Raw genomic sequence first — 13,519 nt, 5'->3', positions numbered from 1 at the left:
TTTATATATATAATACGAGAAATGAGGATTGGATTAATATGAGAGTAGTGGCTGGTTCCGTGCGAGGCTTTAATTTGATCGTTCCGTCTGGAAAGAATACCAGACCTACTACGAATCGCATTAAGGAGACATTATTTAATATATTGCAATGGGACATTGCAGGATGCCGTTTTTTAGATTTGTTTAGCGGAAGTGGCGGAATAGCGATCGAGGCGCTTAGCCGTGGCGCAAAGGAAGCGGTTATGGTAGAGAAAGATCGGGAAGCGGTCCGCTGCATTAAGCAGAATGTACAGCATACGAAGATGGATGACAGATCACGGGTCATGCCGATGGACGTGATGCAGGCTCTGCGCCGTTTGGAACAGGCAGGACAACCGTTTGATATTATCTTTATGGATCCGCCGTACCATTTGGATCTGGAAGAGCGGATCGTACCATATTTGCTGCAGTCTTCTTTGGTGAAGGCCGGATCTTTGATCATCGTCGAGACAGCGTTAGATACGGATGTAGATTATATGTATGAGCTGGGCTGCGAGGTAGAGCGTATCAAAGAATATAAGACGAATCGTCATGTCTTTTTGCGGGTACCTGGTGAGACAGAGGCGTAGAGAATCAGAAAATGAGGGACAAAAAAACTATGAACAGAGCAGTATTTCCCGGAAGTTTTGATCCGGTGACGGTAGGACATATGGATTTGATCGTGCGTTCTGCCAAAATGTTCGATGAAGTTATTGTTGGTGTGCTTCGCAATGCAGCCAAGCAGCCGCTTTGCACAGTGGCAGAGAGGGTATCTCTACTGCAGGAGTTGACAGCAGAGATTCCGGGCGTGCGCATAGAAGCTTTTGATGGATTGTTGATTGATTTTGTAGATAAGATGGATGCCTGCGCAGTGATCCGCGGTTTGCGTACTGCGGCAGATTTTGAGTATGAATTGCCGTTGGCACAGACAAACCGTCATTTGAATGCACAGGTAGATACGGTATTTTTGGCGACTTCGCCGGAACATTCTTATATTAGTTCCAGTGGTGTTAAAGAAATTATTCAGTTTGGTGGAGACATCACCGGATTGGTGCCGCCTCCTGTACAGCAGTTTTTGTTGGATAGGAACACAGATAACAGATAATATAAACAGGCAATATGCCGCAAGGAGGTACATATGGTAAGCAGTAGAATTGAACAAAAAATCGAAGATATTTATGCATTTGTTGAGAGTTGTAAACCGCAGGCGTTATCACAGTCCAAGGTTGTTGTGCCGAAGAATGATCTGTATGATCTGTTAGATGATCTGCGCCGTGATGTACCGGAGGAGATTACGCGTTATCAGAAAATGCTCAGTCAGCGAGATGCCATTTTGGAGGATGCTGAGGCAAAAGCGGATGCGATCAAGTTGGATGCGCAGGAGCAGTACAAAGCAATGGTAGAGGAACATGCGATCATGCAGGAAGCATATCAGCAGGCAGAAGAGACGGTAGCGCGTGCGAATGCAGAGGCACAGGCGATCATTGATACGGCCAGACGTCAGGCCGAAGAAATTGGCAATGGAGCTATTTACTATACGACAGATATGTTAGAGATGGCAGAAAAAGCGATCGCTAGAGCATGCGAGAGTGCAGTAAGCAATTCCAGAGCACTAGAGACAGCACTTCGCGGTCATTTGGATATTATTCGCCACAATAAGGCGGAACTTACCGGTGTGAATGCAATGGAAGAGGAAGAGCCACAAGAGGCACCGGAAGAAAGGGATGAGGAGATCGATGAATAAAAAGATTGATGTCGAAGTGGTGATCGGCGGTAAGCCATATACGTTAAGTGGTTATGAAAGCAGTGATTATTTACAGCGCATTGCGATGCATATCAATGGCAAGATAGCAGAGTTTCGTGCACAGGAGGGTTATGCAAGACTTGAGACGGAGCTTAAGAATGTCTTGCTAGCTATTAATCTTTCCGATGATTATCAGAAAGCACAGAACACGATCCGGGAGCTTAAGCAGGATAATGAAGATATGGAAAAAGAGCTGTTTGATATGAAACACGAGATGATATCGATGCAGCGGGAACTTCAAGAAGCCAAAGATGCCGTTAAGAAGCTTGAGCAGGAAAAAGAATCCGAAGAACATCGAGCGATTCGCTTGGAGACAGAGTTAGAGCAGCTGCGGAAAGAGATTGCTAAAGAAGTTGTGCAAAAGGAAGAGACAGTAGATGTGGCTGCAGATACTAAACCATCTGCAGTGCTGACAGCTACACAGCAGACTGCTCCGGAAAATGCAGACAAAGAGGAGACCGTTGAGAAACAGGATGCCGCCGAAGATGTGACGCATTCAGAGGATACAGAAGCGGCGGTAACAGTGGAACAGACAGACAATGTTGTTGAGGAGGCCAAAAGTCCGGAAGAAATCGGGCAAGAGATAGCAGCAACAATCGGCAAGAAAGAGCCTGCCAGGAAAACGTCGCGCAGCAGTCGCAAGAAAAGACGGTAATAAATATAACGATAATTGGAGAGGGACTGGGTCTATGCACAACAGTCCCTTCTTTCTTAAAGTATGGAGAACTGGATGATGCAGAATAGAACAAAACGCAGAATAGGAGTGCCTGAGATCCTTGCTCCGGCAGGATCGATGGAGAGCCTTAAAGCGGCAGTAGCCGCAGGCTGTGATGCTGTGTATATGGGAGGGTCCAAGTTTGGTGCCAGAGCATATGCTCAGAATCCGGAAGAGGATGAAATGGTGGCGGCGATACGATATTGCCACTTGTACGGAGTAAAGCTTTATATGACGGTAAACACCCTGTTGAAGGAACAGGAATTGCAGAGCCTTCCTACGTTTTTGCGACCGTATTACGAGGCGGGGCTTGACGCTGTGATCGTGCAGGACATGGGCGTTTTACGAGTGATCCACCAGTGCTTCCCGGATCTGGATATTCATGCAAGTACGCAAATGACCTTGACCTCCGGTATGGGAGTGGATGACCGATTAGCTGCTTACGGTGTAACGCGGATCGTTCCGGCAAGAGAACTGTCGCTGACGGAACTGCAGCAAATGCGGCAGCAGACGAAGATGGAGTTGGAAGTGTTTGTACATGGTGCATTGTGCTATTGCTATTCCGGTCAATGTTTGATGAGCAGTATGCAGGGTGGCCGTAGTGGCAACAGAGGACGCTGCGCACAGCCGTGCAGAATGCAATATGATATAGATGGCAGCAAACGTTATCTGTTAAGCCCAAAGGAGTTGTGCGCACTACCTTTGCTCGGAGAGATGATCGAGGCAGGGATCAATTCGTTCAAGATCGAAGGCAGAATGAAGCGGCCGGAGTATACGGCGTATGTGACAGCTATGTATCGCAAATACCGGGATCTGTATTTGGAACTGGGTTCTGCAAAATATCGGGTCTGGCAGCAGGAGCATGCGGCAGAGTGGGAAGATGATCTACGTAAGCTTGCCGAAATATACAATCGAGAAGGATTTACTGATGGCTATCTCGAGGAAAAGCCGGAGCAGATGTTAGCGGATAAGCGTCCAAAGCATGGAGGCGTTTGTGTGGGAACAGTGCAGGATGTGGATAAACATCAGGTGCGTTATCGATTGGAACGCCCGATATTTGCACAGGATGTGTTAGAATTTCGCGGTGCGGACGGTGTCAGTATCTATGAATACACGACGGGATCTTCATATCATGCGGGTGAGCTTGTGCAGACGCGCTATCAGAAAGGCTGCCGGATTGCGAAGGGTGATCGGGTGTTTCGTACCAGGCATCAGGTATTGTTAGAGGAAATTCGGCAAGATTTCGTAGAGAGCACGCCGAAGCTTACTATAAATGGGCAGATCCGAATTGTTGCCGGAGAGCCAATCCTCCTGCAGTGTGAATATGAAAATGAAATATTTGCGGTAACAGGAATGATTGCGGAGAATGCGGTGAAGCGTGCTGTTGCCAAAGAAGACGTTGTCAGAGTGTTATCCCAGACCGGGGAGACACCGTTTGAATGGGGAAGTCTCGACGTTGATCTGGGAGCGGATGTCTTTGTCCCGATTGGGGAATTTAAAAAACTGCGAAGAAATGCTTTGACGGGTCTGCAGGATCGCTTGGAACGTCTCGGCAGCCGGGAGGTTGACGAAGAGCGGATCAGGCAGATGCAGGCAGAGATCAAGGCAGGCACACAAGAAGATGCCTTGATTTCGGAACTTAGAGACCCAAAGGATGTGCAGCAAAGTGCGGCGGTATCCGATGAGAAACAGTTGTATGCCGTCTTACAGCACGATTGTATACAGGAAGTGATCCTGAGGGAAGAATGGTTTGATAATGCAGTGATCGAGGTGCTGTTGCAGCGGATTAAGGAAAGTAAGAAGCGGGCGGTACTTGCGTTGCCGACGATACTCCGTGCGCAGGCGATCACGGAGTATCGAGCACTATTAAAGAATGTTTCACCGGATGGTTATCTGGTTCGCAGTCAAGAGGGATATCAACTGTTATGTGATATAGGAGTAAAACCGGAGAGGATTCGTCTGGATGCCAATATGTATATTATGAATTCGGAGGCAGCTGTCTGGTGGCGGGAACAGGGAATTACACAGTTTACGGCACCGTGGGAGCTGACAAAGCGTGAACTTTCGGCTGTAACAGACGGAAGGGATATGCAGTGGATCTGCTATGGCAGGATTCCGTTGATGGTATCGGCACAGTGTATTTTCCGCAATATAAAAGCCTGTCTGAAGAACTCTGGTAAGGCGATGGCAAAAGTCTTTGCGGGAGAAAAGGGAAGGCGGTATATTGTACGTAACTGTTGCAAATATTGTTATAATATAATATATCGGGAGGAACCGTTTCAAATACCATGCTCTATGGAGCGGGAATTTTGGGAAAAAGTGCATCAGGTGCGCTTTGAATTTACCACAGAGACGGCAGAAGAGGTACATGCAGTGCTAAAGGATGAAATCATCCGGGATCACTGTCGTGGACATTTCGATGTAGGGATTCAGTAGGGAATACAGTAATAAAAGGCAGACCAGTGTCGGCAGACAGTCGGTCTGCACAGAAATGGAAGGGTATGGTTATCGGTATGGATAAAAAGGAAGCGGCGCAGAAATTAATGAGTATATTTGGTAATGTAGATGCGATCGCGGTACTGCATTCCGTATTAGTGGGAATATCAAAATATATTATCATTGTTGTTTTTGCGGTTTATACATGGCATTGTTTTACAGTATTTATTGGCAAAAACATGGAGCGCAAAGAGGAAATATACAGACGACAGAAAAAGATCATGTTTACGATACATTTTATCTGTTCGCTAGTATTATTTTTGAACAGTCTGTCGATAAAAATTGTTCTTTTCTATGTGGCACAGGTCGTTTTTTTGGTGTTGGTGGACAAGGCGTATTCCTATGTGTATCAGAACCTGTCCAAGTTAGTGATGAACAATATGTTAATGTTGCTTACGATTGGATTTTTGATGATCGAGCGATTGAATATGGATTTTGCAATGCGGCAAATGATCTTTGCGTCGGTGATCTGCGTGGCAGGTCTGTTTATACCGTGGATGATCGAACGGTTTTCTTATTTTGACCGGTTTGGGTGGTGGTATGCTGGAATCGGTCTGGCAATGTTAGCACTTGTTTTTGTGATCGGTGTGGAGCGATATGGTGCAAAAAACTGGATTCAGATCGGAGGTTTTGCGATGCAGCCTTCAGAATTTGTAAAGATTATTTTTGTGTTTTTTGTAGCAGCACTGTTAGCGCACTCTGTGCAGTTTGTTGATGTGGTCAAGGTTTCTGTAGCAGCGGCTGCACATGTGTTGATACTTGTTGTGCAAAAGGATCTTGGTGCAGCGTTGATCTTTTTTATCACCTATGTGATCGTCTTGTATGTGGCAAGTCAAAATTCGTTGTATTTGATCTCAGCATTGGCAGCGGGAACTTTGGCAGCAGTCGTGGCGTGGAGACTCTTTTCACATGTTCAGGTTCGTGTGCTTGCATGGCAGGATCCATGGAGTACGATTGACAATGAGGGATATCAGGTTGCAAGATCACTATTTGCCATAGGCACCGGTGGGTGGTTTGGCATGGGTCTTGGAGAGGGAATGCCGAATTCTATTCCGGTGGCATCCAGTGATTTTATTTTTTCGGCAATCTGCGAGGAGTTGGGTGTTATTTTTGCAATCTGTCTGATATTGGTAGAGATCAGCTGCTTTGTATTGTTTGTAAACATTGCACTCAAGATGAAAAGACGTTTCTATAAGCTGACAGCCCTTGGATTAGCGGTAGAATATATTTTTCAAGTGTTTTTGACGATTGGTGGAGTTACTAAATTTATTCCATCGACAGGAGTTACATTACCGTTGATAAGTTATGGCGGAAGTTCTGTGATGAGCACGATCATACTGTTTTGCATTATACAAGGGATGTATGTGTTGAATTTTGAAGAGGAGGATCAAGATGGGTCGAAGGAGCAATATCAGAAAGAACAGCGTGGACGAAATACATCCGCCAAGAGAAAGTGCCTCAGCCAGACGCAGGTCCGATAAACAGGCACAGAAGCAGCTTCAAAAAGAGCGCAAACGAGGCAATAGACAGATTTTATTTATCACATATGCCTTTGTGACTTTGTTTTTGGCGATGGCGGGATATTTGGCGTATTTTACGGCAGTGGACAGTGAAAAAGTAATTAATAATTCACACAATAAACGCCAGAAGATATTAGCAGAAAAGATTACGAAGGGAAGTATTTATTCACAGGACGGCGAGGTGCTTGCGGAGACTGTGACGGATGATGACGGCAACGAATACCGATCGTATCCGGGAAAAAAGAAATTTTGTCATGTTGTGGGGAGAACGGATAATAGTATGACAGGAATTGAGCTGTCGCAGTGTTATCCGATGCTGACATCACACATGAATCCGTTTACACAGCTTGGCAATACATTGCGCGGTGAAAAAAATATGGGCGATTCGGTCTATACGACGTTGGATGCGGGATTGCAAAGAGTGGCGTACGATGCACTTGGAGATTACCGTGGAGCAGTCGTAGCTTTAGAGCCGGATACAGGCAAGATCTTGGCGATGGTTTCTAAACCGGCTTATGATCCGAACACTGTCTTAAAAAACTGGCAATCGCTGGTTCGGGACGATGAGGAAGAATCTAAATTAGTCAATCGTGCATCGCAGGGACTTTATCCGCCGGGATCTACGTTTAAGATTGTGACAGCGATGGAATATATGATGGAAAATCCGGATAGCTATAAGGAGTATCGTTATCGCTGCAAAGGAACCAAAGTGTTTTCCGGCAGCAGGATCAACTGCTATAGCAGAGAATGGCATGGAAGACTGTCCCTGCCAACTGCATTTGCAAAGTCTTGCAACGGTGCCTTTGCAGACATTGGAACAAGACTCGATCTTAATTCCTACCGTAAGTTTTGTGAAAAGCTTTATTTTAATCAAAAACCATCTGTGGAGTTTGAGGCTAACAAGAGTCGATTTGCGTTGAATGCCAAGTCAGATGCTGCAGAAGTGACGCAGACAGCGATCGGACAGGGTAAGACGTTGATCACGCCATTAGAAAACGCAATGATCACTGCGATGGTTGCAAACGGTGGCGAGATGATGAAACCATATGTGGTAGACCGTGTAGAAAGTGCAGATGGACGTATCGTTAAGCAGTATAAGCCGAAGTCACAGGGAAAACTCGTGGATGAATGGGTTACGGAAGCAATGACCGGAATGATGGAAAAAGTGGTAAATGAAGGAACGGGAACATTGCTAAAGACATCTGCGTATCAGGTGGCAGGAAAGACCGGTTCTGCAGAGGCGGATTCGGATGGTACAACACATGCATGGTTTGTCGGATTTGCACCGAGTAATCATCCAAAATTAGTTGTCAGTATTGTTGTGGAAGGTGCCGGAACCGGTGGAAAATACGCGGTTCCGATTGCGAAAAAGATGTTTCGGGAGTACCTTTCAAAATAATGGTTAGCATTGCATTTATGGTAGAATGATAGTATACTATACGCAAGAAAAGTAACCGCACGAAGGAGGAAATGCAATGATAGAAGCAACCAGTTGTGGCGGTGTGGTGATACACAGAGGCAAGATATTGCTTTTGTACAAGAATTACAGAAATCGTTACGAAGGATGGGTTCTGCCGAAAGGGACTGTGGAACTTGGCGAAGAGTATAAAGAAACGGCACTCCGTGAAGTAAAGGAAGAGAGTGGCGCTGATGCCAGTATCATCAGCTACGTTGGGAAGAGCCAGTATTCGTTTACTGCGGCAGGAGACACTGTTGTCAAAGATGTACATTGGTACTTGATGATGGCAGACAGTTATTACAGTAGACCGCAACAGGAAGAATATTTTGTGGATTCCGGATATTATAAGTTTCACGAGGCTTATCATCTGTTAAAGTTTTCTAATGAAAAGCAGATATTAGACCGGGCGTATAGTGAATATATTGATCTTCGCCGTCGAAATTTATGGGGCAATCCAAAGTATTTTTAACGGCAGGGTAGGAAATTTCATTTCTTGAAAGGATGACTTTCCGGGTCTGTTTTCCTTGACAGATACAGGGAAAGTAGATATAATGAATAGGTAGTTTGTTGAGTAGTGCAGATTTAGATATTCAACATAGAATGAAGTTGATACTATAAATGTAAGGGAGAATGATCATGGGCAATAATATTTTAATCGTAGATGATGCTGCCTTCATGCGTATGATGGTTAAGGATATCTTGACAAAAGGTGGTTATAATGTAGTAGGGGAAGCAGAAAATGGTGTCGTAGCAGTACAGAAGTATGCGGAGTTAAAACCGGATTTGGTTACGCTTGATATCACAATGCCGGAGATGGATGGTATTCAGGCATTGAAGAAGATCAAAGAGGCTGACGCAGGTGCTAATGTTATTATGTGCTCTGCAATGGGACAGCAGGCAATGGTAATTGAAGCAATTCAGAATGGTGCGAAGGACTTTATTGTTAAACCATTTCAGGCAGATCGTGTATTAGAAGCAGTTAAGAAAGTAATTGGCTAAAGGATACATACGTGGAGGCAATGGGTACATTGCCTCTATTTTTTCTACAAAAAATTAAATACTATACTTGACAGTCCGGTATTTATGGATGTCGGGGGAATGGAGAATTATTATGGCAACAAATCCAGTTATTACGATGAAAACGACAGCAGGAACGATCACGGCAGAGTTATATCCGGAGGTTGCTCCGATCACAGTCAACAATTTTATCTCTTTGATCAATAAGGGATTTTACAATGGATTGATCTTCCATCGTGTAATCAATGGCTTTATGATCCAGGGTGGAGATCCGGATGGTATTGGAACCGGTGGACCGGGATACCATATCCGCGGTGAGTTTGCACAGAACGGTTATGAGAATAACCTGAAGCATACAGCAGGAGTGCTTTCCATGGCTCGTTCCATGATGCCAAATTCAGCAGGATCCCAGTTCTTTATCATGCATAAAGATGCACCTCATTTGGACGGTGCCTATGCAGCTTTTGGTAAAGTGACCGAGGGACAGGATGTTGTTGATGCGATCGCTACAGTAGCTACGGATGCTGGCGACAGACCGGTAGAGCCACAGATGATCATCGAAGTGACCGTTGATACTTTCGGCGTGGATTATCCGGAGCCGGAGAAATGCAACTAATAATAGTCGGATAAATGAGAAAGGATTGCTGCAGGCAGTTATGTGATGCAACAGTCCTTTTTTACTTTATAGGATTAGGGTGTCAAAAGGTCTGAATTTCCCTGACGGGCTATTTTCTCGAATCTTTGGCCACAATATCTATCAACGATGCGCCGCATCGCCTCAAGATATTGTAGCGCAAATCTTCAAAAAAATATCTCCGTCATGAAAATGGACTTTTGACACCCTAACCTTTATAGGAAACTTCTCGTTTCCTATAACACAAAAAGGACTGTGAGAATGTTTTCTAATTGTGTTGCGTCTGTTCACAGAATTTTGACATTAATTTGCTATACTATCGCACAAGGAATAAGATACCTTTAGTAAGGTGTCTAAATTGTAGGAGGAAAGAACAGTGATTGAAGTTAAAAATCTGGTCAAGAAATATGGTGATCACGCTGCTGTAGATGATCTTTCGTTTACGGTTGAGACAGGTAAAGTCATCGGTTTTCTGGGACCAAACGGTGCAGGAAAATCAACGACGATGAATATTATTACCGGATATATCGCACCGACATCCGGAGAGGTACTGGTAAATGGTATCGATGTGAATGAGGAACCGGAGAAGGCAAAGAAACATATTGGTTATCTGCCGGAGATACCACCACTTTATCCGGATCTGCGGGTTAGAGAATATTTAACCTTTGTAGCAGAGTTAAAGAAGGTCGAAAGAGCAAAAAGAGATGTAACGGTACACAAAATCATGGGACGTACCGGTACATTGGATGTTTCGGAACGCCTGATCAAGAATCTGTCCAAAGGATATAAACAAAGAGTAGGTCTTGCAGCAGCAATGCTTGGTGATCCGGAAATTTTGATCTTAGATGAGCCAACCGTTGGCCTGGATCCAAAGCAGATCATTGAGATGAGAGAGCTGATCCGAGATCTGAGTCATCACCATACAATTTTGTTGAGTTCACATATCATGCAGGAGATTTCTGCAGTGTGCGATGAGATCATTGTTATTAATGAAGGTCATATGATCGCCAAGGATACACCGGATAATCTTACACGTGAAATGGTCGAAAAGAACGGTATTCATTTGGTGGCAAAAGGAACCAAAGATAAGATTAAGACGGCACTTCGTACTGTTCCGGGCATTCGTGATGTCAAATACGACACCAAGAATGAGGAGGGAACGTTAGGTCTTACCTTGTATATGACTCCGGGTGCAGAAATTAGAGAAGATATCTTCTATGCAATGGTTAAAGCGGATTGCCCAATCTATGAGCTGCATCCTTTGGCTGCATCTTTGGAAGATGCGTTCTTGGCATTGACACGAGGTGGTTCCAGACAGTATGGCGGCAAAAAAACGAAAAAGCAGGCTGCCAAAGCAGAAGAAACTGCACAGGAAGCACAAACGCAGACAGTCGAAAGTGCATCTGTGACACAAGAGCAGCAAAAGGAGGAAGAATAGATGTTTGCCATAATAAAAAAAGAATTAAAACAGTATTTTTATTCAATGGTCGGATTTGTGTTTCTTGCATTCTTTCTGGCTATTGTGGGATTGTATACCTGGGCGGGCAATTTAAGCCAGGGAATTGGTAACTTTGAAATGACTTTGGGAAATATGACATTTATTTTTGTGATCTTAATCCCGATATTGACAATGCGTATTGTTGCGGAAGAAAAGAAACAAAAGACGGATCAGTTATTATATACATCACCGATTTCTTTAACTAAAGTAATCCTTGGAAAATATATTGCGGTTATGATCTTGTTTACGATTGCCATTTTAGTGATCGCACTGTATCCATTATTGATCCATATGTATGGTCAGGATGTCAGACTGTCTTTAGCATACAGCAGTTTGATCGGTTTTTATCTGTTAGGTGCAGCAAACATTGCTGTTGGCTTGTTTATCTCTTCCTTGACAGAAAGTCAGGTGATCGCAGCGGTTGTGTCATTTATTGTATTGCTTCTTAGCAACATGCTTACAAGTATTGCAAGCATGCTTCCTACGGACGCGCTCTCCCAGGCACTGATCTTAACAGTTGCGTGGATCGTGGTTTGTGTTATCGCATATAACATGATGAAAAATATTACGGTTACTGCGATCTTAGCGGTGATCGGTGAAGTAGTTGTATGGGGAATTTATATTGCAAAATCTGCAGTATATGAGAACCTTTTATCTAAGGTTGCAGATGCTTTTGCGATTACGAGCCGTTACTCGGATTTTGAACTGGGTATTTTGAAATATGATGCCATTGTTTATTACATCAGCGTATCATTTTTGTTCGTATTCTTGACCGTACAGATCATCAAAAAGAAGAGATTTAACTAAGAAGGAGGTTTCGAATCGTGAGTATAGAAAATAACGAAAATAAGGAAGCCGCAACAACGGAGACAACAACCCTAAAAGCTCCCAAGAAAAGTGGTAGTATTAAGAAGTCTTTTCAGACGGGACAGTTTAAGTCGGGTGCCTATAGTTCGGTAGTTACAGTATTAGTCATTGCACTTGTGATCGTATTAAATCTGGTTGTTGGAAAGCTGGATCTGTCCACCGATTTAAGCAAGGGCAATCTGTTTACGCTTTCCAAAGAGACGAAAAAGATCTTAAAGAACAGCCGGAAAGATATCACGTTTTATTATATGGTATCCAGTGGCAGTGAAAATGAATATATCGAAAATGTGTTGAAGCAGTACAAAAAAGCTTCCAAGCATATTTCTATTAAGAAAGTTGACCCGGTAGCTAATCCGGCGTTTGCTTCGAAGTATGACATTACAGACGATGTATCTTCCAATGACGTTATTGTCGCAGTAGATGCCGACAAGACAGCTAAATTGGTAAGTGGATCGGAAATGTATTATTCGGAGCAGGATTATTCCGGCTCTTATAGCAGCAGTTCTAATTCGAACTACTATTTAGATGCGGAGGGGCAGCTCACCTCAGCAATTCAGAATGTTTTATCCGGCAGTACAACAAAAATGTATGTCGCAACCGGTCATTCAGAGGTGGCTTTGCCGGATACGTTGACAAAGGCATTTGCCAAGATGAATGTGGAGACGGCAGATTTAGAGTTATTGACTGCCGAAAAGATTCCGGACGACTGTAATATTTTGATGATCAATGGCCCGACATCAGATCTGGCGGATAATGAGAAGAAGATCGTTCTTGATTATCTGAAAGCCGGTGGTAATGCCATTATCAACCTGAGTTATACAACAGAGAAAATGACAAATCTGGAAGAAGTATTAGAGTATTATGGCATTCAGAGCAAGCAGGGGATTATTTGCGAGACCTCCGGTAAGTATTATTACTATCCAAACTTTATTGTACCGGAACTGGGAACAGATGCTTCCGAGATGCTGGGTGATCTGCAGGGATATATTATCATGCCAAATGCGGTAGGTATGAATGTTATGTCTGAGATCCGTAGTTCTTTGACAATGAAACAGTTGCTTAAAACATCAGATAGTTCTTATTTGAAAGTGGATCCGTCTAGTGGAAGCTCCGAGAAGGAAAATGGAGATGTAGCGGGACCATTCTACGCAGGAATTTCTGCAACAGAGAAGTTAGACGATGATAAGGAAACGAAAATTGTGGCATATGCATCTGCCTCTACATTTGATGAGAAATATGCTTCCAGTGGCCAGCTAGAGAATACATCTTTGCTGAAATCAGCAGTTAATTCGATGCTTACTACGAAAGAAGATAAAGTTGCAATTGATGCCAAGAGTCTTGGAGTATCCAGTGTGAGCCTTACTCCTGTAATGCAATTAGTATGGGCTGCTGTATTGATCATATTGCTTCCACTTGCATGCCTGCTTTGTGGTTTTGTAATATGGATGATGCGCCGAAAAAAATAATACGTAAAATATCATAGAAATGAGT

At 43.8% G+C, this 13,519-nt stretch carries 13 protein-coding genes; all 13 read left to right on the top strand.

Translation table 11 applies throughout. From position 1 onward, the window contains the following. Nucleotides 1-38: 38 nt before the first annotated feature. The gene (rsmD, locus tag DXB73_RS00825) at nucleotides 39-608 is read left to right on the top strand and encodes a 16S rRNA (guanine(966)-N(2))-methyltransferase RsmD (protein WP_118689820.1); all 570 of its coding nucleotides are present in this window, start codon (nucleotides 39-41) and stop codon (nucleotides 606-608) included. Nucleotides 609-637: 29 nt separating this feature from the next. After that, nucleotides 638-1,123, top strand: coding sequence for a pantetheine-phosphate adenylyltransferase (gene coaD, locus DXB73_RS00820; RefSeq protein WP_118690036.1), 486 nt, complete (start codon nucleotides 638-640; stop codon nucleotides 1,121-1,123). A 33-nt stretch (nucleotides 1,124-1,156) separates the two neighbouring features. Further along, a complete protein-coding gene (locus DXB73_RS00815; protein WP_022024533.1) occupies nucleotides 1,157-1,762 on the top strand; it encodes a hypothetical protein in 606 nt (201 codons plus the stop codon). Further along, nucleotides 1,755-2,477 (top strand): cell division protein ZapA, encoded by a 723-nt coding sequence (gene zapA, locus DXB73_RS00810; RefSeq protein ID WP_182448162.1) that lies wholly within the window; start codon nucleotides 1,755-1,757, stop codon nucleotides 2,475-2,477. The genes DXB73_RS00815 and zapA overlap by 8 nt, the downstream gene beginning before the upstream one ends. 75 nt (nucleotides 2,478-2,552) lie before the next feature. After that, nucleotides 2,553-4,973, top strand: a complete 2,421-nt coding sequence (locus tag DXB73_RS00805) for a U32 family peptidase (RefSeq protein ID WP_182448161.1) — start codon at nucleotides 2,553-2,555, stop codon at nucleotides 4,971-4,973. 26 nt (nucleotides 4,974-4,999) lie between these two features. Further along, the gene (locus tag DXB73_RS00800; RefSeq protein ID WP_243103958.1) at nucleotides 5,000-6,514 is read left to right on the top strand and encodes an FtsW/RodA/SpoVE family cell cycle protein; all 1,515 of its coding nucleotides are present in this window, start codon (nucleotides 5,000-5,002) and stop codon (nucleotides 6,512-6,514) included. Beyond that, on the top strand, nucleotides 6,426-7,952 hold the full coding sequence (locus DXB73_RS00795; protein ID WP_118689817.1) for a penicillin-binding transpeptidase domain-containing protein: 1,527 nt from the start codon (nucleotides 6,426-6,428) through the stop codon (nucleotides 7,950-7,952). The genes DXB73_RS00800 and DXB73_RS00795 overlap by 89 nt, the downstream gene beginning before the upstream one ends. A 76-nt stretch (nucleotides 7,953-8,028) precedes the next feature. Continuing rightward, nucleotides 8,029-8,481, top strand: a complete 453-nt coding sequence (locus DXB73_RS00790; RefSeq protein ID WP_118689816.1) for an NUDIX domain-containing protein — start codon at nucleotides 8,029-8,031, stop codon at nucleotides 8,479-8,481. Nucleotides 8,482-8,648: 167 nt separating this feature from the next. Continuing rightward, nucleotides 8,649-9,011 carry a response regulator gene (locus tag DXB73_RS00785; protein ID WP_022024552.1) on the top strand — a complete coding sequence of 121 codons (363 nt, stop codon included), beginning with the start codon at nucleotides 8,649-8,651 and terminating at the stop codon, nucleotides 9,009-9,011. Between the two features lie 112 nt (nucleotides 9,012-9,123). Beyond that, nucleotides 9,124-9,645: a peptidylprolyl isomerase gene (locus tag DXB73_RS00780; RefSeq protein ID WP_022024551.1), complete on the top strand. Its 522-nt coding sequence runs from the start codon at nucleotides 9,124-9,126 to the stop codon at nucleotides 9,643-9,645. A 394-nt stretch (nucleotides 9,646-10,039) separates the two neighbouring features. Then, entirely contained in the window at nucleotides 10,040-11,101 is a 1,062-nt protein-coding gene (locus DXB73_RS00775) for an ABC transporter ATP-binding protein (RefSeq protein WP_118689815.1), read from the top strand. Then, nucleotides 11,102-11,968 carry an ABC transporter permease gene (locus DXB73_RS00770; protein ID WP_022024549.1) on the top strand — a complete coding sequence of 289 codons (867 nt, stop codon included), beginning with the start codon at nucleotides 11,102-11,104 and terminating at the stop codon, nucleotides 11,966-11,968. 17 nt (nucleotides 11,969-11,985) lie between these two features. Continuing rightward, complete coding sequence (locus tag DXB73_RS00765) at nucleotides 11,986-13,494, top strand: GldG family protein (RefSeq protein WP_182448160.1); 1,509 nt, start codon at nucleotides 11,986-11,988, stop codon at nucleotides 13,492-13,494. Nucleotides 13,495-13,519 lie beyond the last annotated feature (25 nt).

The sequence above is a fragment of the Clostridium sp. OM05-6BH genome (assembly GCF_003481635.1).
GTDB lineage: Bacteria > Bacillota > Clostridia > Lachnospirales > Lachnospiraceae > Butyribacter.
The sequence above is the reverse complement of the archived record's forward strand: the minus strand, read 5'-3'. Positions and strand labels throughout refer to the sequence as shown.

Bases quoted from the DNA above. Each gene is read 5' to 3' on its own strand.
- rsmD (WP_118689820.1), top strand. From the start codon at position 39: ATGAGAGTAGTGGCTGGTTCCGTGCGAGGCTTTAATTTGATCGTTCCG.
- coaD (WP_118690036.1), top strand. From the start codon at position 638: ATGAACAGAGCAGTATTTCCCGGAAGTTTTGATCCGGTGACGGTAGGA.
- DXB73_RS00815 (WP_022024533.1), top strand. From the start codon at position 1,157: ATGGTAAGCAGTAGAATTGAACAAAAAATCGAAGATATTTATGCATTT.
- zapA (WP_182448162.1), top strand. From the start codon at position 1,755: ATGAATAAAAAGATTGATGTCGAAGTGGTGATCGGCGGTAAGCCATAT.
- DXB73_RS00805 (WP_182448161.1), top strand. From the start codon at position 2,553: ATGATGCAGAATAGAACAAAACGCAGAATAGGAGTGCCTGAGATCCTT.
- DXB73_RS00795 (WP_118689817.1), top strand. From the start codon at position 6,426: ATGGGTCGAAGGAGCAATATCAGAAAGAACAGCGTGGACGAAATACAT.
- DXB73_RS00790 (WP_118689816.1), top strand. From the start codon at position 8,029: ATGATAGAAGCAACCAGTTGTGGCGGTGTGGTGATACACAGAGGCAAG.
- DXB73_RS00785 (WP_022024552.1), top strand. From the start codon at position 8,649: ATGGGCAATAATATTTTAATCGTAGATGATGCTGCCTTCATGCGTATG.
- DXB73_RS00780 (WP_022024551.1), top strand. From the start codon at position 9,124: ATGGCAACAAATCCAGTTATTACGATGAAAACGACAGCAGGAACGATC.
- DXB73_RS00770 (WP_022024549.1), top strand. From the start codon at position 11,102: ATGTTTGCCATAATAAAAAAAGAATTAAAACAGTATTTTTATTCAATG.